21 protein-coding genes are annotated in these 20,307 nt (G+C 51.2%); 7 read left to right on the forward strand and 14 right to left on the reverse strand.

Going from position 1 to position 20,307, the window contains the following annotated elements:
• Window positions 1–65 precede the first annotated feature (65 nt).
• From xseB to yajO, 4 genes are read left to right on the forward strand one after another with little or no spacing between them, the layout of a single operon-like run.
• Window positions 66–308: an exodeoxyribonuclease VII small subunit gene (gene xseB / locus OQV04_RS04950; RefSeq protein ID WP_001124935.1), complete on the forward strand. Its 243-nt coding sequence runs from the start codon at window positions 66–68 to the stop codon at window positions 306–308.
• Window positions 308–1,207 (forward strand): (2E,6E)-farnesyl diphosphate synthase, encoded by a 900-nt coding sequence (gene ispA, locus OQV04_RS04955; protein WP_000347221.1) that lies wholly within the window; start codon window positions 308–310, stop codon window positions 1,205–1,207. Before xseB ends, ispA begins: the two co-directional genes overlap by 1 nt.
• 24 nt (window positions 1,208–1,231) lie before the next feature.
• Window positions 1,232–3,094: a 1-deoxy-D-xylulose-5-phosphate synthase gene (gene dxs / locus OQV04_RS04960; RefSeq protein ID WP_032280396.1), complete on the forward strand. Its 1,863-nt coding sequence runs from the start codon at window positions 1,232–1,234 to the stop codon at window positions 3,092–3,094.
• A 54-nt stretch (window positions 3,095–3,148) separates the two neighbouring features.
• Window positions 3,149–4,123 carry a 1-deoxyxylulose-5-phosphate synthase YajO gene (yajO, locus tag OQV04_RS04965; protein WP_001199835.1) on the forward strand — a complete coding sequence of 325 codons (975 nt, stop codon included), beginning with the start codon at window positions 3,149–3,151 and terminating at the stop codon, window positions 4,121–4,123.
• Between the two features lie 53 nt (window positions 4,124–4,176).
• Here yajO and pgpA read toward each other — a convergent pair whose 3' ends face one another.
• The 6 genes from pgpA to nrdR form a co-directional block, all read right to left on the reverse strand.
• Window positions 4,177–4,695 (reverse strand): phosphatidylglycerophosphatase A, encoded by a 519-nt coding sequence (gene pgpA, locus OQV04_RS04970; protein WP_000154044.1) that lies wholly within the window; start codon window positions 4,693–4,695, stop codon window positions 4,177–4,179.
• Window positions 4,673–5,650, reverse strand: coding sequence for a thiamine-phosphate kinase (thiL, locus tag OQV04_RS04975; RefSeq protein ID WP_032280392.1), 978 nt, complete (start codon window positions 5,648–5,650; stop codon window positions 4,673–4,675). Before thiL ends, pgpA begins: the two co-directional genes overlap by 23 nt.
• 77 nt (window positions 5,651–5,727) lie before the next feature.
• Entirely contained in the window at window positions 5,728–6,147 is a 420-nt protein-coding gene (nusB, locus tag OQV04_RS04980; protein ID WP_000801125.1) for a transcription antitermination factor NusB, read from the reverse strand.
• A gap of 19 nt (window positions 6,148–6,166) precedes the next feature.
• Entirely contained in the window at window positions 6,167–6,637 is a 471-nt protein-coding gene (gene ribH, locus OQV04_RS04985; RefSeq protein ID WP_001021161.1) for a 6,7-dimethyl-8-ribityllumazine synthase, read from the reverse strand.
• A gap of 88 nt (window positions 6,638–6,725) precedes the next feature.
• Window positions 6,726–7,829: a bifunctional diaminohydroxyphosphoribosylaminopyrimidine deaminase/5-amino-6-(5-phosphoribosylamino)uracil reductase RibD gene (gene ribD / locus OQV04_RS04990; RefSeq protein WP_032280391.1), complete on the reverse strand. Its 1,104-nt coding sequence runs from the start codon at window positions 7,827–7,829 to the stop codon at window positions 6,726–6,728.
• A 3-nt stretch (window positions 7,830–7,832) separates the two neighbouring features.
• Window positions 7,833–8,282 carry a transcriptional regulator NrdR gene (gene nrdR, locus OQV04_RS04995; protein ID WP_000543535.1) on the reverse strand — a complete coding sequence of 150 codons (450 nt, stop codon included), beginning with the start codon at window positions 8,280–8,282 and terminating at the stop codon, window positions 7,833–7,835.
• A gap of 150 nt (window positions 8,283–8,432) precedes the next feature.
• On the opposite strand from nrdR, the gene OQV04_RS05000 reads away from it, so the two are divergent.
• On the forward strand, window positions 8,433–8,972 hold the full coding sequence (locus OQV04_RS05000; RefSeq protein WP_032280390.1) for a DUF3251 domain-containing protein: 540 nt from the start codon (window positions 8,433–8,435) through the stop codon (window positions 8,970–8,972).
• A 298-nt stretch (window positions 8,973–9,270) separates the two neighbouring features.
• Complete coding sequence (gene tsx / locus OQV04_RS05005; RefSeq protein ID WP_001295328.1) at window positions 9,271–10,155, forward strand: nucleoside-specific channel-forming protein Tsx; 885 nt, start codon at window positions 9,271–9,273, stop codon at window positions 10,153–10,155.
• Window positions 10,156–10,192: 37 nt separating this feature from the next.
• Here tsx and yajD read toward each other — a convergent pair whose 3' ends face one another.
• From yajD to queA, 6 genes are all read right to left on the reverse strand, one after another.
• Window positions 10,193–10,540: an HNH nuclease YajD gene (gene yajD, locus OQV04_RS05010; RefSeq protein WP_000974813.1), complete on the reverse strand. Its 348-nt coding sequence runs from the start codon at window positions 10,538–10,540 to the stop codon at window positions 10,193–10,195.
• Between the two features lie 128 nt (window positions 10,541–10,668).
• The gene (gene secF / locus OQV04_RS05015) at window positions 10,669–11,640 is read right to left on the reverse strand and encodes a protein translocase subunit SecF (RefSeq protein WP_000046637.1); all 972 of its coding nucleotides are present in this window, start codon (window positions 11,638–11,640) and stop codon (window positions 10,669–10,671) included.
• 10 nt (window positions 11,641–11,650) lie between these two features.
• Window positions 11,651–13,498 carry a protein translocase subunit SecD gene (secD, locus tag OQV04_RS05020; protein ID WP_000934822.1) on the reverse strand — a complete coding sequence of 616 codons (1,848 nt, stop codon included), beginning with the start codon at window positions 13,496–13,498 and terminating at the stop codon, window positions 11,651–11,653.
• Between the two features lie 27 nt (window positions 13,499–13,525).
• The gene (gene yajC, locus OQV04_RS05025) at window positions 13,526–13,858 is read right to left on the reverse strand and encodes a preprotein translocase subunit YajC (RefSeq protein WP_000007629.1); all 333 of its coding nucleotides are present in this window, start codon (window positions 13,856–13,858) and stop codon (window positions 13,526–13,528) included.
• A gap of 22 nt (window positions 13,859–13,880) precedes the next feature.
• Window positions 13,881–15,008, reverse strand: coding sequence for a tRNA guanosine(34) transglycosylase Tgt (gene tgt / locus OQV04_RS05030; protein ID WP_032280389.1), 1,128 nt, complete (start codon window positions 15,006–15,008; stop codon window positions 13,881–13,883).
• Between the two features lie 55 nt (window positions 15,009–15,063).
• A complete protein-coding gene (gene queA / locus OQV04_RS05035) occupies window positions 15,064–16,134 on the reverse strand; it encodes a tRNA preQ1(34) S-adenosylmethionine ribosyltransferase-isomerase QueA (RefSeq protein WP_001266503.1) in 1,071 nt (356 codons plus the stop codon).
• A 92-nt stretch (window positions 16,135–16,226) separates the two neighbouring features.
• Between queA and acpH the strand changes: the two genes are divergently transcribed.
• A complete protein-coding gene (gene acpH, locus OQV04_RS05040; RefSeq protein WP_032280388.1) occupies window positions 16,227–16,808 on the forward strand; it encodes an ACP phosphodiesterase in 582 nt (193 codons plus the stop codon).
• A 20-nt stretch (window positions 16,809–16,828) separates the two neighbouring features.
• On the opposite strand, the gene OQV04_RS05045 is transcribed toward acpH, so the two are convergent.
• Together OQV04_RS05045 and malZ are read right to left on the reverse strand one after the other, a co-directional pair.
• On the reverse strand, window positions 16,829–18,298 hold the full coding sequence (locus tag OQV04_RS05045) for a hypothetical protein (protein WP_032280387.1): 1,470 nt from the start codon (window positions 18,296–18,298) through the stop codon (window positions 16,829–16,831).
• A gap of 187 nt (window positions 18,299–18,485) precedes the next feature.
• Window positions 18,486–20,303, reverse strand: a complete 1,818-nt coding sequence (malZ, locus tag OQV04_RS05050; protein WP_032280386.1) for a maltodextrin glucosidase — start codon at window positions 20,301–20,303, stop codon at window positions 18,486–18,488.
• Window positions 20,304–20,307 lie beyond the last annotated feature (4 nt).

Genomic DNA, 20,307 nt, shown 5'->3' on the forward strand with positions numbered 1-20,307 from the left:
TTTGCTATTTGCCCTGAGTCCGTTACCATGACGGGGCGAAAAATATTGAGAGTCAGACATTCATTATGCCGAAGAAAAATGAGGCGCCCGCCAGCTTTGAAAAGGCGCTGAGCGAGCTGGAACAGATTGTAACCCGTCTGGAAAGTGGCGACCTGCCGCTGGAAGAGGCGCTGAACGAGTTCGAACGCGGCGTGCAGCTGGCACGTCAGGGGCAGGCCAAATTACAACAAGCCGAACAGCGCGTACAAATTCTGCTGTCTGACAATGAAGACGCCTCTCTAACCCCTTTTACACCGGACAATGAGTAATGGACTTTCCGCAGCAACTCGAAGCCTGCGTTAAGCAGGCCAACCAGGCGCTGAGCCGTTTTATCGCCCCACTGCCCTTTCAGAACACTCCCGTGGTCGAAACCATGCAGTATGGCGCATTATTAGGTGGTAAGCGTCTGCGACCTTTCCTGGTTTATGCCACCGGTCATATGTTTGGCGTTAGCACAAACACGCTGGACGCACCCGCTGCCGCCGTAGAGTGTATCCACGCTTACTCATTAATTCATGATGATTTACCGGCGATGGATGATGACGATCTGCGTCGCGGTTTGCCGACCTGCCATGTGAAGTTTGGCGAAGCAAACGCGATTCTCGCTGGCGACGCTTTACAAACGCTGGCGTTCTCGATTTTAAGCGATGCTGATATGCCGGAAGTGTCGGATCGCGACAGAATTTCGATGATTTCTGAACTGGCGAGCGCCAGCGGTATTGCCGGAATGTGCGGTGGTCAGGCATTAGATTTAGACGCGGAAGGCAAACACGTACCTCTGGACGCGCTTGAGCGTATACATCGTCATAAAACTGGCGCATTGATTCGCGCCGCCGTTCGCCTTGGTGCATTAAGCGCCGGAGATAAAGGGCGTCGTGCTCTGCCAGTACTCGACAAGTACGCAGAGAGCATCGGCCTTGCCTTCCAGGTTCAGGATGACATCCTGGATGTGGTGGGAGATACTGCAACGTTGGGAAAACGCCAGGGTGCCGACCAGCAACTTGGTAAAAGTACCTACCCTGCACTTCTGGGTCTTGAGCAAGCCCGGAAGAAAGCCCGGGATCTGATCGAGGATGCCCGTCAGTCGCTGAAAAAACTGGCTGAACAGTCACTCGATACCTCGGCACTGGAAGCGCTAGCGGACTACATCATCCAGCGTAATAAATAAACAATAAGTATTAATAGGCCCCTGATGAGTTTTGATATTGCCAAATACCCGACCCTGGCACTGGTCGACTCCACCCAGGAGTTACGACTGTTGCCGAAAGAGAGTTTACCGAAACTCTGCGACGAACTGCGCCGCTATTTACTCGACAGCGTGAGCCGTTCCAGCGGGCACTTCGCCTCCGGGCTGGGCACGGTCGAGCTGACCGTGGCGCTGCACTACGTCTATAACACCCCGTTTGACCAATTGATTTGGGATGTGGGGCATCAGGCTTATCCGCATAAAATTTTGACCGGACGCCGCGACAAAATCGGCACCATCCGTCAGAAAGGCGGTCTGCACCCGTTCCCGTGGCGCGGCGAAAGCGAATATGACGTATTAAGCGTCGGGCATTCATCAACCTCCATCAGTGCCGGAATTGGTATTGCGGTTGCTGCCGAGAAAGAAGGCAAAAATCGCCGCACCGTCTGTGTAATCGGCGATGGTGCGATTACCGCAGGCATGGCGTTTGAAGCGATGAATCACGCGGGCGATATCCGTCCTGATATGCTGGTGGTCCTCAACGACAACGAAATGTCGATTTCCGAAAATGTCGGCGCGCTCAACAACCATCTGGCGCAGCTGCTTTCAGGTAAGCTTTACTCTTCACTGCGCGAAGGCGGGAAAAAAGTTTTCTCTGGCGTGCCACCCATTAAAGAGCTGCTCAAACGTACCGAAGAACATATTAAAGGCATGGTAGTGCCTGGCACGTTGTTTGAAGAGCTGGGCTTTAACTACATCGGCCCGGTTGACGGTCACGATGTGCTGGGGCTTATCACCACGCTTAAGAACATGCGCGACCTGAAAGGCCCGCAGTTCCTGCATATCATGACTAAAAAAGGTCGTGGTTATGAACCGGCAGAAAAAGACCCAATCACTTTCCACGCCGTGCCTAGATTTGATCCCTCCAGCGGTTGTTTGCCGAAAAGTAGCGGCGGTTTGCCAAGCTATTCAAAAATCTTTGGCGACTGGTTGTGCGAAACGGCAGCGAAAGACAACAAGCTGATGGCGATTACTCCGGCGATGCGTGAAGGTTCCGGCATGGTCGAGTTTTCACGTAAATTCCCGGATCGCTACTTTGACGTGGCAATTGCCGAGCAACACGCGGTGACCTTTGCTGCGGGTCTGGCGATTGGTGGGTACAAACCCATTGTCGCGATTTACTCCACTTTCCTGCAACGCGCCTATGATCAGGTGCTGCATGATGTGGCGATTCAAAAACTCCCGGTCCTGTTCGCCATCGACCGCGCGGGCATTGTTGGTGCTGACGGTCAAACCCACCAGGGCGCTTTTGATCTCTCTTACCTGCGCTGCATACCGGAAATGGTCATTATGACCCCGAGCGATGAAAATGAATGTCGCCAGATGCTCTATACCGGCTATCACTATAACGATGGCCCGTCAGCGGTGCGCTACCCGCGTGGCAACGCGGTCGGCGTGGAACTGACGCCGCTGGAAAAACTACCAATTGGCAAAGGCATTGTGAAGCGTCGTGGCGAGAAACTGGCGATCCTTAACTTTGGTACGCTGATGCCAGAAGCGGCGAAAGTCGCCGAATCGCTGAATGCCACGCTGGTCGATATGCGTTTTGTGAAACCGCTTGATGAAGCGTTAATTCTGGAAATGGCCGCCAGTCATGAAGCACTGGTTACCGTAGAAGAAAACGCCATTATGGGCGGTGCAGGCAGCGGAGTGAACGAAGTGCTGATGGCCCATCGTAAACCAGTACCCGTGCTGAACATTGGCCTGCCGGACTTCTTTATTCCGCAAGGAACTCAGGAAGAAATGCGCGCCGAACTCGGCCTCGATGCCGCCGGTATGGAAGCCAAAATCAAGGCCTGGCTGGCATAATCCCTACTCCACTCCTGCTATGCTTAAGAAATTATTCATGGCAGGAGTGGCAGCATGCAATACAACCCCTTAGGAAAAACCGACCTTCGCGTTTCCCGACTTTGCCTCGGCTGTATGACCTTTGGCGAGCCAGATCGTGGTAATCACGCATGGACACTGCCGGAAGAGAGCAGCCGTCCCATAATTAAACGCGCGCTGGAAGGCGGCATAAATTTCTTTGATACCGCCAATAGCTATTCCGATGGCAGCAGCGAAGAGATCGTCGGTCGCGCACTGCGGGATTTCTCCCGTCGTGAAGACGTGGTCGTTGCCACCAAAGTGTTCCATCGCGTTGGTGATTTACCGGAAGGATTATCCCGTGCACAAATTTTGCGCTCTATCGACGACAGCCTGCGACGTCTCGGCATGGATTATGTCGATATCCTGCAAATTCATCGCTGGGATTACAACACGCCGATCGAAGAGACGCTGGAAGCCCTCAACGACGTGGTAAAAGCCGGGAAAGCGCGTTATATCGGCGCGTCATCAATGCACGCTTCGCAGTTTGCTCAGGCGCTGGAGCTACAAAAACAGCACGGCTGGGCGCAGTTTGTCAGTATGCAGGATCACTACAATCTGATTTATCGCGAAGAAGAGCGCGAGATGCTGCCGCTGTGTTATCAGGAAGGCGTGGCGGTGATTCCGTGGAGCCCGCTGGCACGGGGACGTCTGACGCGTCCGTGGGGAGAAACCACTGCACGACTGGTGTCTGATGAGGTGGGGAAAAATCTCTATAAAGAAAGCGATGAGAATGACGCGCAAATTGCGGAGCGGTTAACGGGCGTCAGTGAAGATCTGGGCGCGACACGAGCACAAGTCGCACTGGCATGGTTGTTGAGCAAACCTGGCATTGCTGCACCGATTATCGGTACATCGCGGGAAGAACAGCTTGATGAGCTACTGAACGCGGTGGATATCACTTTGAAGCCAGAACAGATTGCCGAACTGGAAACGCCGTATAAACCGCATCCGGTAGTAGGATTTAAATAAGAGTCCAGGCCTGATGAGACGCAACAAGCGTCACATCAGGCATCGGTGCACAACTACGACAGAATGCCCAGCGGCCAGTGATGACCAATAAAGTACAGGATGCCAGCGGAGATCACCCCGGCGACAATATCATCGATCATGATCCCCATGCCGCCATGTACATTGCGATCAAACCAGCGGATCGGCCACGGCTTCCACATATCCAGAATACGGAAAATCACAAACCCGGCGGCGACCCACTGCCAGTCATTGGTCGGCAGCGCCATCAGGGTGATCCACATGCCAATAAACTCATCCCAGACGATGCTACCGTGATCGTGCACACCCATGTCTTTCGCCGTTTGATGACAAAGATAGACGCCGATACAGATCCCCAACATCACCACCAGCGAGTAGAGCTGCCAGGGCAAAAAGGTCATCAGATACCAGAACGGAATCGCCGCCAGCGATCCCATCGTGCCAGGAACGATTGGGCTTAATCCACTTCCGAATCCGACAGCAAGCAGATGCCACGGATTACTCATCTTCAGGCGACTTTTCGCGACATCTTTATGGCGTGGCAAAATGGTCATATCCTTTCCAGTCTAACGTGACAGGTTCGCCGTCACGAATAAAACAAAGCCCTTCGATATCGGCGGTCATTTGCCCGATACAGGTAAACGGTACGCCCAGATGTCCGAGAGCCACATCCAGCGCGCCACGGTTCAGTTCCGGCACAGTGAAACACAACTCGTAATCTTCACCGCCAGAGAGCGCCCAGCGCAAAGCCTGTTCAGGTTCAACATGGTGAGAAAGCGCATCAGAAAACGGCAGCAATGCCAGGTCAATACGTGCGCCGCAGTCGCTGGCTTTCACGATATGCCCGAGATCGGAAATCAGACCGTCAGAGAGATCGATAGCTGAATTTGCCAGATCGCGCAGTGCCTGCCCCTGTAAAATACGCGGCGATGGACGGAGATGACGTTTGATCAAGTAGTCCGCATCTTTAGCATCGGCAACCTGCAAACGGTTTTGCAAAATCGCCAGCCCGGCGGCGCTATCGCCCGGTGTACCGGTCACATAGATCCAGTCACCCGGTTTCGCCCCAGAGCGCGTTAAGGCTCGTCCCATCGGAACAAAGCCGTGGATACCCAACGTCATTGATAATGGCCCACGCGTGGTATCGCCGCCAATGAGTTGCATATCGTAATAATTGAGAAGATCAAACAAACTGTCGCTGAAGGACTCAAGCCACGCTTCGTCTACGTCCGGTAAGGTTAATGCCAGCGTCAGCCAGGCCGGATCGGCCCCCATCGCTGCCAGATCGCTTAGGTTCACCGCCAGTGCTTTATAAGCCAGATCAGCAGGATCGATATCAGGGAGGAAATGGTTGCCCGCCACCAGCGTATCAGTGCTGATCGCCAGGGTCTGTTTCTCGGGGATATTGAGAAGAGCGCAATCGTCGCCGATGCCCAGTTCGACATCAAGACGAGAACTTCTTACACGGTCAAAATAACGGGCAATCAGGGAGAACTCGCCACATGCCATACGTTATGCCTCAGCAGGTAAAAAAGAAAAGGCCGGCGATCATGGAACGGTCTTCCGTGAATCTACCGGCCTGGATATTACTTTTTGTTAGGGCGAATCACAGGTGCTGCTTTATCGAGTACGCCATTGACGAACTTATGGCTGTCTTCTGCGCCGAACGATTTCGCCAGTTCGATCGCTTCGTTAATGGCCACTTTGTATGGCACATCGCTACGTTTAGACAGTTCGTACAGCGCAATGCGCAGTACTGCTTTTTCTACCTGTCCCAGTTCTTCCAGCAGGCGGGACAGGTATGGCTTCATCAGTCCGTCGAGGTATGCGGTATTAGTCGCCACCCCGGCCAGCAGCTCACGGAAGTACAGGACGTCAACGTCTTTTACATCCTGTTCAGCCAGGAACTGGTATTCAACATCAGCGATGTCGTTCTGGGACAACTGCCAGGAGTAGAGCGCCTGGACGGCACACTCACGAGCGCGGCGACGAGCAGCAGGTTTCACGGATTTCCCCTTACTAATTTCAGGCCTTGATGGCTTTCAATACATTAATCATTTCAAGCGCGGTCAGTGCAGCTTCTGCACCTTTGTTGCCAGCTTTGGTGCCAGCACGTTCGATCGCTTGTTCAATGCTTTCAGTGGTCAGAACCCCAAAAGCAACCGGAATTTCGCTGTCCTGGGCAACATGCGCCAGGCCGTTGCTTGCACCACCAGCGACATATTCAAAATGGGCAGTGCCACCACGAATAACCGTACCCAGCGCAATCACCGCGTCGTATTTACCGGTTTTAGCCAGTGCACCCGCCGCCAGCGGCAGCTCATAGGCACCAGGCACCCAAACAACGGTAATGTTTTCATCTTTTACCTGACCGATACGTTTCAGTGCATCAATTGCACCTTCCAGCAGGCTGTCATTGATAAAGTTGTTGAAACGCGCGATGGTGATGGCGACGCGAGCGTCCGGGGTAGCAACGTTAGCTTCAATAATGTTCATTTTCTTCCTTCGGGTTCGAGTATGGCCCCGCAGGGGGGCGGATTTTAGCATAATATTTCGTGCGCTGCTTCCCTTTCGAGCCGGGAGATCATGCACCCACTAAATGCAGGCAAACATCCGGGCCTACATGACGTATCTCTTTGAATTTAAATTGGGGGGCGTCAGCTAATTTCTCAAGCCCTGGCAGTGTGCATAATCCACGGGCGTCGCTGCCTAATAGTTTAGGTGCGATATAGACAATCAGCTCATCGACTAAACCCGCCTGCAGCAATGCGCCAGCGAGCGTTGGCCCCGCTTCCACCCAGATGCTGTTAATTTGCTGTTTACCCAGTTGCATCATCAGTACAACCAGATCCAGATGACCTTTATGCGCTGGAATCAGCAAGGTACGCACCGTTTCCGGCCACTCACGAGAATCTTCCTGCGTACGCGCGAACCAGGTTTCGCCGGGCTGCTGCACAATGCGATGTACCGGCGTCACGCGATTTTGGCTATCAATCACAATACGTATCGGCTGACGGAGATTTTGTTGCGGATAGAGCGCCTGAGTTTGTTCATCCAGTTCAGACCAACGCACCGTTAAGGCAGGATCATCCGCCAGCACCGTGGCGCTGCTGGTTAAAATGGCATGACTTTGTGCGCGCAGTCGTTGTACGTCGCGCCGCGCCTGAGGAGAAGTGATCCACTGGCTTTCGCCGCTCGCCATCGCCGTGCGACCATCAAGCGATGCGCCAAGTTTTAACTGAATATAAGGAAAGCCGGTGCGCATCCGCTTGAGAAAGCCTTTATTCAATTGCTCGGCTTCACTCATCATCAGCCCGTGGCTGACGTCAATGCCAGCCTGTTGCAAACGGTAAAGTCCACGCCCAGCGACCTGCGGGTTCGGGTCCTGCATCGCAGCGACCACGCGCGCTACGCCAGCGGCGATGAGTGCGTCACAGCACGGTGGCGTACGACCATGATGGCTACAGGGTTCGAGTGTGACATAGGCGGTCGCACCTTTGGCTTTTTCACCCGCCATTCGCAATGCGTGTACTTCGGCATGTGGTTCACCCGCTCGTTGGTGGTAACCTTCACCGACAATTTCGCCATCTTTGACAATGACGCACCCGACATTCGGGTTGGGGTGGGTGGTAAAACGTCCTCGTTGCGCCAGCTTTAGCGCCCGCGCCATGTAATACTCGTCCTGCACGGCTTAGTCCTCCAGGCGCGCGATCTCTTCGCCAAATTCTTTGATATCTTCGAAACTGCGGTAGACAGAGGCAAAACGGATATAGGCGACTTTATCGAGCTTTTTCAATTGCTCCATCACCAGATTGCCAATCATCTTGCTCGGCACTTCGCGCTCACCGGTGGCGCGCAGCTGCGATTTAATATGATTGATTGCCATTTCGACGTCATCGGAACTCACCGGACGTTTTTCCAGCGCCCGCAGCATTCCGCTACGTAATTTTTCTTCATTAAACGGTTCACGCACGTCGTTGCTTTTTACAACACGCGGCATAACCAGCTCCGCCACTTCAAAGGTGGTGAAACGTTCATTACACACCAGACACTGCCGACGGCGGCGTACGGATGAACCCTCGCCCACGAGACGAGAGTCAATTACCTTAGTGTCCACGGCGAAACAGAATGGGCAATGCATACGGCGTCCTGACCAGGTGGTTAACAGAAATCTATTTTACCCTGAACTGACGATACAACAAAGGCGCAACGCTTTTGAGATAAAGGATCGATGCTTTCGCTGCTTTTACCCTCTACCATTAGGCTAATTGCGACGAGAAAGGGACGACCTATGAATATTAACGTTTTTCGACTGATCCTGCTGGGAAGCCTATTCAGCCTTAGCGCCTGTGTGCAGCAAAGCGAAGTGCGACAGATGAAACACAGCGTCAGCACGCTGAACCAGGAGATGACGCAACTCAATCAAGAAACAGTCAAAATCACTCAGCAAAACAGGCTGAATGCAAAATCCAGCAGTGGAGTTTACCTTCTGCCTGGAGCGAAAACACCGGCAAGACTGGAAAGCCAGATCGGTAATTTACGTATGTCGCTGGTGAATATTACGCCTGATACAGATGGCACCACCCTGACACTACGTATTCAGGGTGAGTCGAATGATCCCTTGCCCGCATTCAGCGGAACTGTTGAATATGGGCAAATTCAGGGAACAATAGACAACTTTCAGGAAATCAATGTACAGAATCAATTGATTAATGCCCCTGCCAGCGTCCTCGCCCCCAGCGATGTTGATATTCCGTTACAGTTAAAGGGGATTTCTGCGGATCAGTTAGGCTTTGTACGTATCCACGACATTCAACCTGTTATGCAGTAAACTTATAGCGGGGCGATTTTGTGCGTCCCGCAACATCCTTCCCCATCATTTTGTTACTCCGCTTACATAACCCAGATTGATAGTAAAAGTTTGCAACAAGGGCGAAAGTCAGTACAATCCCCGCCCGAATGTGTGTAAACGTGAACGCAATCGATTACGTAAATGATAGAACTGTGAAACGAAACATATTTTTGTGAGCAATGATTTTTATAATAGGCTCCTCTGTATACGAAATATTTAGAAACGCAATTTGCGCCTTTTTCACTCCCGCAAGGGATTTTCAAACAGTGGCATACATATGAAAAAAACATTACTGGCAGCCGGTGCGGTACTGGCGCTCTCTTCGTCTTTTACTGTCAACGCAGCTGAAAACGACAAACCGCAGTATCTTTCCGACTGGTGGCACCAGAGCGTTAACGTTGTCGGAAGCTATCACACCCGTTTCGGACCGCAGATCCGCAACGATACCTACCTTGAGTACGAAGCATTCGCTAAAAAAGACTGGTTCGACTTCTATGGTTATGCGGATGCGCCGGTATTCTTCGGCGGTAACTCCGATGCAAAAGGTATCTGGAACCACGGTTCTCCGCTGTTTATGGAAATCGAACCACGTTTCTCCATCGACAAGCTGACCAATACTGACCTTAGCTTCGGTCCGTTCAAAGAGTGGTACTTCGCGAACAACTACATTTACGACATGGGTCGTAATAAAGATGGTCGCCAGAGCACCTGGTACATGGGTCTGGGTACCGATATCGACACTGGCCTGCCGATGAGCCTGTCCATGAACGTCTATGCGAAATACCAGTGGCAGAACTATGGCGCAGCGAACGAAAACGAGTGGGACGGTTACCGTTTCAAAATTAAATACTTTGTGCCGATTACCGATCTGTGGGGCGGTCAGCTGAGCTACATCGGCTTCACCAACTTCGACTGGGGTTCCGATTTAGGGGATGACAGCGGTAACGCAATCAACGGTATTAAGACCCGTACTAATAACTCTATCGCTTCCAGCCATATTCTGGCTCTGAACTACGATCACTGGCACTACTCTGTCGTAGCTCGTTACTGGCACGACGGTGGTCAGTGGAACGACGATGCAGAACTGAACTTCGGCAACGGCAACTTCAACGTTCGCTCTACCGGCTGGGGTGGTTACCTGGTAGTAGGTTACAACTTCTGATTGTGAGAATGCCGGATTTCATATCCGGCATTTTTTATCACTTCTTCTTGTTCATCATCGCTTTCAGGTCAGCGAATGGGTTGTACTTCGCTTCACCGACATCTTTCTGCGCATCTTCCCCTGCGATAACGGTCGTACCATACTGATCCGCTTCGGTATATTTCGAATGCTCATGATCGTGGCAATAGAGACAAAGCAATTCCCAGTTACTGCCATCTTCCGGGTTATTGGTATGGTCGTGATCAATGTGATGAACGGTAAGTTCACGCAGGTTGGAATAAACAAACTCGCGGGAACAGCGACCGCAGACCCACGGATAGATTTTTAATGCTTTTTCGCGATAGCCGCTTTCTAACCGCGCATAGTTTTTTGGGATGATAGCCATGAAAAGTTACCTGGATGAAATGTAGGGTTACGCGCAGTTTCCCAAGATGCGGGGATTTTCGCAATCTCCATACATCAAAAAAAATCCCGATCTTCTGACCGGGATTTTCAACATCAACGGGAACTTGATTACGGCAGAATTGACGGCTGATCCGCCCCTTCTTTTTCCACTTTCTGCTGCAACATGTGTTCGCGCTTCATACCCAGTTTCAGAGCCAACGCAGATGCCACATAGATGGAAGATGCAGTACCGATGGAAACACCGATAAGCATGGTCAGCGAGAAGCCTTCCAGTACCGGACCACCGAAGAGATACAGCATCAGGATAACCATCAAGGTAGTACCGGATGTGATCAAGGTACGGTGCAGCGTCTGGGTCAAGGACACGTTAAAGATTTCGTAAGGCGTACCGCGACGGATCTTGCGGAAGTTTTCACGAATTCGGTCCGATACCACGATACTGTCGTTAAGCGAGTAACCGATAACCGACATCAACGATGCCACAATGGTCAGGTCAATCTCGATATGGAATAACGACAAAATACCCAGCGTAATGATAACGTCGTGCGCCAGCGCAATAACCACCCCTGCCGCCAGTCGCCACTCAAAGCGGAAACCTACGTACACGAGGATAGACAGCAGCGCTGCCATCAACGCCATCGCACCGGTTTGCGCAAGGTCTGCCCCCACGCTCGGACCGACGAACTCAATACGCTTCACTGCTGCATTCTGATTGGTGGATTCGTTAATCACCTTCAGAACCTGGCTGCCCAGCACCTGACCGCCGGTTTCGCCTTCAGCAGGCGGCATACGGACCATGATGTCGTGGCTGCTACCAAAGTTTTGCAGCATCGGCTCTTCAAAACCGGCTTTTTGCAATGCATCACGCATTACGTCAATTTCAGCCGGTTTTTCGAGCGTAATTTCGATAACCGTACCACCGGTGAAATCCAGCCCCCAGTTAAAGCCGCGCACGCCCATAATAACGATAGCAGCGATTAACAGCAGACCAGAGATGCCGAAAGCCCAGTAGTCCCAGCGCATAAAGTCATAGACTTTACGGCCGTGGTTTAGTTGTTCAACAGTATATTCCTGTGCCACATCGCACTCCTCAGATTGACAGCTTCTTGACGCGCTTGCCGCCATATAGCAGGTTTACGATGGCACGCGTACCGACAATCGCGGTAAACATCGACGTCGCCACACCGATACCGGTAGTAATCGCGAACCCTTTAATTGCCCCGGTACCCACTGCGTACAGGATGATGACTTTAATCAGCGTGGTGATGTTCGCATCGAAGATAGAACTGAATGCGCCACGATAACCTTCATCAATTGCCTGTTGAACAGTACGTCCGTTGCTCAACTCTTCTTTAATACGTTCGTTGATCAGTACGTTCGCATCGACCGCTACCGCAAGGGTTAAGACGATACCCGCGATACCTGGCATACTCAGTGTTGCGCCTGGCAACAGCGACATAATACCGACGATCAAGATCAAGTTGGCAATCAGAGCACTGGTCGCAATCAGACCAAACTTCTTATAGAAGATGATCATGAACAGAATAGAAACCAGCAGACCGGCAAGGCAAGCCTCCAGCCCCTGCTCAATGTTCTGCATACCCAGGGTCGGGCCAATTGTACGTTCTTCAACAATCTGAATCGGCGCGATCAACGCACCGGCACGCAGCAGCAGTGACAGCTGACGGGCTTCGTTCGGGTTGTTGATGCCGGTGATACGGAAGCTGTTACCCAGACGAGACTGGATGTTGGCGATGTTAATCACCTCTTCCTGTTTCACCAGAACCGCACGACCATTTGCATCTTTCTTACCGCTGTCTTTGTACTCCACAAACAGGGTTGCCATCGGTTTGCCGATGTTGTCCTTGGTGAAGTTAGACATAATGTTGCCACCAGCGCTATCGAGCGAGATGTTAACCTGCGGCTGGTTGTATTCGTCCTGGCTGGAAGTGGAGTCGGTGATATGGTCACCGGTCAGAATTACGCGTTTGTACAGCACAACCGGCTGACCTTCGCGGGTCTGTTTCACTTCAGAGTCGCCCGGTACGCGACCGGATGCCGCAGCGGCCTGATCAACGTTGGTGTTTACCAGACGGAATTCCAGCGTTGCCGTCGCACCCAGAATCTCTTTCGCACGCGCAGTGTCCTGAATACCTGGCAGTTCAACAACGATACGGTCAGCACCCTGACGCTGAACCACCGGCTCCGCCACGCCAAGTTGGTTTACACGGTTACGCAGGATATTGATGTTCTGCTGCACCGCATATTCACGCGCTTCACTCAGACGAGCATCGCTCATTACCGCACGCAGCTGGTTGCTGCCCTGGCTACTAATCACCAGGTCCGGATGGCGCTTGCTCAGATACGCAATGGCTTCATCACGAGCTTTAGCATCGCGGAAAGTGATGCTCAGGCCGTAGTTGTTTTCTTTACGAACGGTGGTATACGGGATGCCTTTTTCGCGCAGGTCGCTGCGCAGGCTATCGATATTTTGTTCCTGGAGTTTGCCAAGCGCGGTGTCCATATCCACTTCCATCAGGAAGTGAACGCCGCCACGCAGGTCAAGGCCGAGCTTCATCGGCTCAGCGTGAATAGCTGCCAGCCAGCGCGGCGTTGCCGGGGCAAGGTTAAGCGCCACGACGTATTTGTCACCCATAACGCCCATTAATGCTTCACGAGCGCGCAGCTGGGTGTCAGTGGAGTCGAAGCGCGCAAGAATAGCGCCCTCTTCCAGTGCCACAGACTTAGCAGTTATTTTTTCTTCTTGTAACGTTTTCTGGACCTGGATCAGCGTTTGCTCACTGGCGGCGACTCCGCGCGCACCAGTGATCTGAACAGCCGGATCCTCACCAAACAGGTTGGGAAGCGCATACAGCAGACCGATGACAATCACCACGATCAGCATGACGTACTTCCACAAAGGATAACGGTTTAACACGGCAATTCCCTTAGGGAAAAATTTTAATTACAGCGCCTTCATGGTGCCTTTCGGCAGGACGGCAGCTACGAAGTCACGTTTAATAACTACTTCAGTGGTGTCATTCAGCGCGATAGCAATGTAGCCGTTTTCCGCTACTTTGGTTACGCGACCGACCAGGCCACCGTTCGTCAGAACTTCATCACCTTTGGCAATGGAGTCCATCAGCTTTTTGTGTTCTTTGGTGCGCTTCTGCTGTGGACGCAGGATCATGAAATAGAAAATCAGACCGAATACCACCAGCATCAAAATCAAAGACATCGGGCTACCTTGCGCCGGTGCACCCGTTGCCGCTACCGCATCAGAAATAAAAAAGCTCATTAAATTTCCCTCATTATTAATATTAATCAACGTTCAAAGGTGGTACTTCTCGCCCCTGACGCTGGTAAAAATCAGTTACGAAGCTCTCTAATTTACCCTCTTCAATAGCCTTGCGTAAACCCGCCATCAAACGCTGGTAGTAACGAAGGTTATGAATGGTATTGAGTCGCGCGCCTAATATTTCGTTGCAACGGTCAAGATGATGCAAGTAAGCGCGTGAATAATTGCGACAGGTGTAGCAATCACACTCAGGATCGAGTGGGCTAGTATCGCTCTTATACTTCGCATTGCGGATTTTCACCACGCCATCGGTCACGAACAAATGACCATTTCGGGCGTTGCGGGTTGGCATTACGCAGTCAAACATATCGATACCGCGACGTACGCCTTCAACCAGGTCTTCCGGTTTACCAACGCCCATCAGGTAACGCGGTTTGTCTGCCGGAATTTGCGGGCATACATGCTCCAGAATGCGGTGCATATCTGCTTTCGGCTCACCCACAGCCAGACCGCCGACAGCGTAGCCATCAAAACCGATATCTACCAGACCTTTAACAGAAATATCACGTAAATCTTCGTAAACGCTGCCCTGAATGATACCAAACAGCGCATTTTTGTTTCCGAGACTGTCAAAACGCTCACGGCTACGCTTCGCCCAACGCAGAGACATCTCCATGGAGCGTTTTGCGTAATCCCAGTCAGCAGGATACGGCGTACACTCATCAAAGATCATGACGATATCCGAACCAAGATCGTACTGAATCTCCATCGACTTTTCCGGGTCGAGGAAAATCGGGTCGCCGTTGATCGGGTTACGGAAGTGCACGCCCTGTTCGGTGATTTTACGAATATCGCCAAGGCTGAAGACCTGGAAGCCGCCGGAGTCGGTGAGGATCGGTCCCTTCCACTGCATAAAATCGTGCAGATCGCCGTGCAGTTTCATGATTTCCTGGCCCGGGCGCAGCCACAGGTGGAAGGTGTTGCCGAGGATAATTTGCGCGCCAGTGGCTTCGACTTCTTCTGGCGTCATCCCTTTTACGGTGCCGTAGGTGCCAACAGGCATAAAACAAGGCGTTTCCACTACGCCACGATCAAAGACCAGGCGGCCACGGCGTGCGCGACCGTCGGTGGTGTCCAGTTCAAATTTCATTTTTTCTCCACTACGTCAGAAAAACAGTCCAACGTTTTAAACCAGCGCCGCGGAATTACTCCCCGACGCGCTCATTAATTGCCTGCGGATTGTACGTGATAAACATCGCATCACCGTAACTAAAAAAGCGATATTTCTCTTCTACCGCTGCTTTATAGGCGTTCATGGTGTGTTGATAACCGGCAAAGGCCGAAACCAGCATAATCAGCGTCGACTCTGGCAAGTGGAAGTTTGTCACCAGCGCATCGACCACTTTGTACTGGAAGCCCGGATAGATAAAGATTTGGGTATCGTCAAAGAACGGTTCGATGAGATCGTTTTTCGCCGCCTGAGCCGCGCTTTCCAGCGAACGTACTGAGGTAGTGCCAACCGCAATCACCCGGTTACCGCGCGCTTTCGCCGCCAGTACCGCGTCTACCACATCCTGCGGTACTTCAGCGTATTCCGAGTGCATGATGTGATCTTCAATGGTGTCGACGCGCACCGGCTGGAAGGTGCCCGCACCAACGTGCAGGGTGACGAACGCCATCTCCACGCCTTTGGCGCGTAATTTTTCCAGCAAAGGTTCGTCAAAATGCAGACCAGCGGTCGGGGCTGCAACCGCGCCCGGTTTTTCGCTATAAACGGTTTGATAAAGTTCGCGGTCAGCGTCTTCGTCCGGACGGTCGATATACGGCGGCAGCGGCATATGGCCGATGCTGTTGAGAATATCCAGTACCGAGCGTTCATCATTAAATTCGACTTCAAACAGTGCGCCGTGGCGCGCGGTCATTGTTGCGTTAATACTTTCGTCATCGCCCAGCAGCAGTTCTGCGCCAGGTTTTGGCGCTTTCGAGGCGCGAATATGCGCAAGAATGCGTTTGTCGTCGAGCATCCGCTCAACCAGCACTTCAATCTTGCCGCCACTGGCTTTACGCCCAAACAGACGCGCCGGGATCACCCGGGTATTATTAAAAACCAGAAGATCGCCGGGGTTGAGCTTATCGAGTAAATCGGTGAAAGTACCGTGCGTCAGCGCGCCCGTCGGCCCGTCCAGCGACAGTAAACGACAGCTACTGCGTTCAGGCATCGGATAGTGGGCAATCAGGGATTCGGGCAATTCAAAGGAGAAATCGGTAACGCGCATGACACTGACTCAGACTAAAATAAGAGGCGGGTAGTCTAGTGCCGGGGCGCTCTCCCTGCAACCTTTACCCCCCTTTGGATAGAATATAATCGATGAATTTTTTAGCTCACCTGCATTTAGCCCATCTCGCGGAAAGCTCGCTTTCCGGCAATTTGCTGGCTGATTTCGTACGCGGAAATCCTGAAGAAAGTTTTCCGCCCGACGTCGTGGCTGGCATTCATATGCATCGACGTATCGACGTATTGACTGACAATCTGCCGGAAGTCCGCGAAGCACGGGAATGGTTTCGTAGTGAAACGCGCCGCGTTGCGCCTATTACGCTGGATGTCATGTGGGATCACTTTCTTTCCCGCCACTGGTCGCAGCTGTCGCCGGACTTTCCGCTACAGGAATTTGTCTGTTATGCCCGCGAGCAAGTGATGACGATTTTGCCGGACTCACCGCCACGTTTTATCAATCTGAACAATTACTTGTGGTCAGAGCAGTGGCTGGTGCGCTATCGCGATATGGATTTCATCCAGAACGTGTTAAACGGCATGGCAAGCCGTCGCCCACGTCTGGATGCCCTGCGTGGCTCCTGGTACGATTTAAACGCACATTATGCCGCCCTCGAAACCCGCTTCTGGCAGTTTTATCCGCGGATGATGGCGCAGGCGTCACGCAAGGCGCTCTGAAACTTCAAGTTCCGGCGTCACTATTTTTTAGCATTCACATCCAGCGGAGCGGCATAACAACTGTAAGAAAAACATTCGCTGGAATGATTGGCGATATCTTTAAAGTTGCTTTCAGCAACCCCCTCGAACATGAGTACCGTTCTGGACAACTCTCCGTTGTCATTTATATGTGGAAAATCAAATTGTGTACTGAATCGCCATACATCTGTCTTTTCTGGCTCGCTGTTCACAGAGATACGTCGATGGAAGACTCCTCCTGAAAACGTGCGCCAGAACAATTGTTGATCAAAATCTTGTAATATCGCACACTTGGATGCTATTTGTTGTAGTAAACCTGCATACCGTGGACTGCCATCACGAGCAACATTATACAAACACTGACTAAAAGCATCGAACAAACAATAGATGTGATCACTAGTGAAAAAAGGTCTTAATTTTTTTTGTTCTTCGTCGCTGTAATCCAGGAGCATCTCATTGATTTCTTCCTGTGAGAATTTTAAGACAAAATTATCTTCAGGATTTGTTTCTTTGTTGTTTTTTTCAATATTCTTCTCCTCAATGCTATTCGCATTTTGTTTCGCAATTATTTCCGAATTTTTTTTCGCAGTTTTTTCCGCAGTTTTTTTCGCAATTTCTTCTGCAATTCTTTCCCGAGTTTTAAATTTTAAACTGACACCATCGATGTCAACCGGTGTTGTTTTAAGATCTCTCTGCGCGTCTTTCAAATTTAACTCATAGAGTTTGGGCAGTTTATCTGCAGATACGTATCCGGATGAAGAAATCTGGTGTGTACGCAGGGGCGGCTGTTCACAAAGCATCGAGGTTATATCGTCTTTAAACTCTTTTACATTAAACTTCTCGGCATTAACCTTCCCTGTTATAAACCCCGCATCGGTAATTTTCTTCTCTAATTGTTTTGTACGTTTAGAATAATAAGCGTTGTTATCATAAAACTTTTCAAGAAGAGCCCACTCCTCAAGTTGCTTTATGTGATTTTTCAACTGTTGATGTTCTATTTTATATTCATGTGTACTAGAATCATTTTGGTTGCAGGAGTTACAGATTTTTAAGCATAATTTTCCATCAGATTTATTATCTATGGTATCAGTGAAAATATAGGACACTTCAATACTCTGCCCGTACTTATCAGTCATCTCATATGACCATTGCCCCGTTCGTTTCGCATTCTTAATGAATTCGATGGACTCTGCAGGACAACCATGAAGAATAGGCAGAATTTTATCAGGATGCTTAATGAGTAAAATTATTATATTTACAATGTTTGAAAAGAAATTTTTGCTATTTTTTATTTCATCGATTTTTTCCGCTGAAATGTTTACTAAGTTTTCATTTCCGGAAATGAAAAGCGATTTGCCATGGGGGCTTTTTTTAAATTGTTCTTCTGTTTTAGAAAAGACATCATCCTTAAAAGGTAGCAACTTAGAACCAGTAATAAACGGTTTTAATAAATTCGAATTTGAAATTGTCATATCTTTGCTCCACTACAGGGTTATCCTGGAGCATGTTGTACATAACATCATGGGCAAAGAATACCAAAAATCGCTCATATCGATCGGGACAAATATTTAACAAATTCAGCCCTGACATTGAGCAGCTTTTTTGCGCTGCGTAGTGTCAGGGCTGGTGACTAACGACGTAACAAATAAAACAGATGCTTTAGTTCATCCACACCGTAGCCGAAATGGCAGGCAAAGCCAGAATCCCGTCTGTCAGTTGCCCATGGCCTTCTTTGCGTTGCCATTGCACGACATTAAGAAACGGTGACACGGGTAGCACCACTTCACAGGCTTCGCCACGGTTAATTGCCACCAGTACACGCTGCTGATTCAGCACGCGGACAAATACCACCACGTTATCTTCCGCATACAGCACCTGACAGCCGCCACGACGCAGCGCCTGACTTTTCTTACGCAGCACAATCATTCGCTGGTACAGCGCGAATAACGCCGTATCCTGCTTTTCCACCTGCCAGGGAAACGGTTTACGGCAAAACGGATCGTTTTTACCATCCAGTCCCACTTCATCACCGTAATAAATGCACGGTACACCAGGCCAGGTGAACAGCCAGACCACCGCCAGGGGCAGGCGCGCAACATCCCGACCGAGCAGCGTTTTAAATCGCGCAGTATCGTGGCTGTCGAGCTGATTAAACATACGTAATTGCTGTTGATGAGAAAGCCCTGCGCGGTAATTATCCATCCAGGCCATACAGGTTTGAGCGTCAATTTGCTGCGGATCGTAAGAGATGTCGGTATTGGCAAGAAATCCCCACAACGGGAATGTGAAGCCGCGATAGTTCATGGCGGCATCTTCCACATCGGCCTGTAACCATTGCCGTGCATCGCCAAAATGCTCTCCAACTATATACGCTTCTGGCTGGGTTTCTTTCGCCGCTTCGGTGATCCCGGCAACGTGCTGCAAATTATTGCGCGCCCCACCCGCCTCCCCCAGCATATGCACCACATCCAGCCGCCAGCCGTCCATATTCCACGGCGCTTTCAGCCAGTGGCGGACAATACTGTCTTCCCCGCGATAAATTTCATTCACCAGACTTTCCGACTGATAATCCAGCTTCGGCAAGCTGGCATAGCCAAGCCAGTCGAGCGCCGTGCCATCATCACTAAACGAGTACCAGTCGCGCCAGGGCGATTCGGGGTTGTGACAAGCTCCCCCCGTGCCACGATTGTGCCTGTCAAACCAGGCATGGGAATCGCCACTGTGGTTAAACACGCCGTCCAGCACCAGCCGCATTCCCAGCTGCTGCGTATTGTGTCGCAAACGCAGCAACGCCCCATCACCGCCAAACTGCGGATCGACATGGCGATAATCCTCGGTATCGTATTTATGTACGCTGGGAGCTTTAAACACCGGATTGAGATACAGCGCCGTCACGCCAAGTTTTTTCAGATACGGCAGTTTTTCGCTTATCCCGTCCAGATCGCCGCCATAGAACGTTGATCCGCCCGCCTGTGCCGTGACCGGTTCATCCCAGTCACGCAATATGATCTCTTGTCCGGCTGCGTGATGGTAATAGACATGATCCTGTTCAGCTTCACGAGGAAGACTACGGGCGAAACGATCAGGGAAGATCTGATAAAAAATCTGATCCGCAGCCCATTGTGGGCCGATATCCGGTACATCAACGGCAAACTGCTCCAGTCGTGTCGGCGGCATTCGGCTGAAGCCCTGCGGTGTAAACCAACGCTGGCGATCGTGCCAAAGCAATTTGAAACTATAACGCCGCCGGGGTTGTCCGCTGGAGAGATCGATCGCCGCCCGCCATGCGGTGACGCCTGGCTGCGGCTGACTGCGCTGCTTATGCATCGGTACTGGCATTTCTTCGTTATCGTGTTCTGTACGCAGCATAATGCGCTGCGGTGGGTCTTCGCCCGTCAGCCACAGTGTAATGAGCAGTTGATCTTTGCTTTGTTTAACAAATGGGGGCACCGGCAGGTGCCATGCATTTAACATCATAATT

The organism is Escherichia sp. Lx600-2 (genome assembly GCF_036662595.1).
In the GTDB taxonomy this organism is placed as follows: domain Bacteria; phylum Pseudomonadota; class Gammaproteobacteria; order Enterobacterales; family Enterobacteriaceae; genus Escherichia; species Escherichia coli.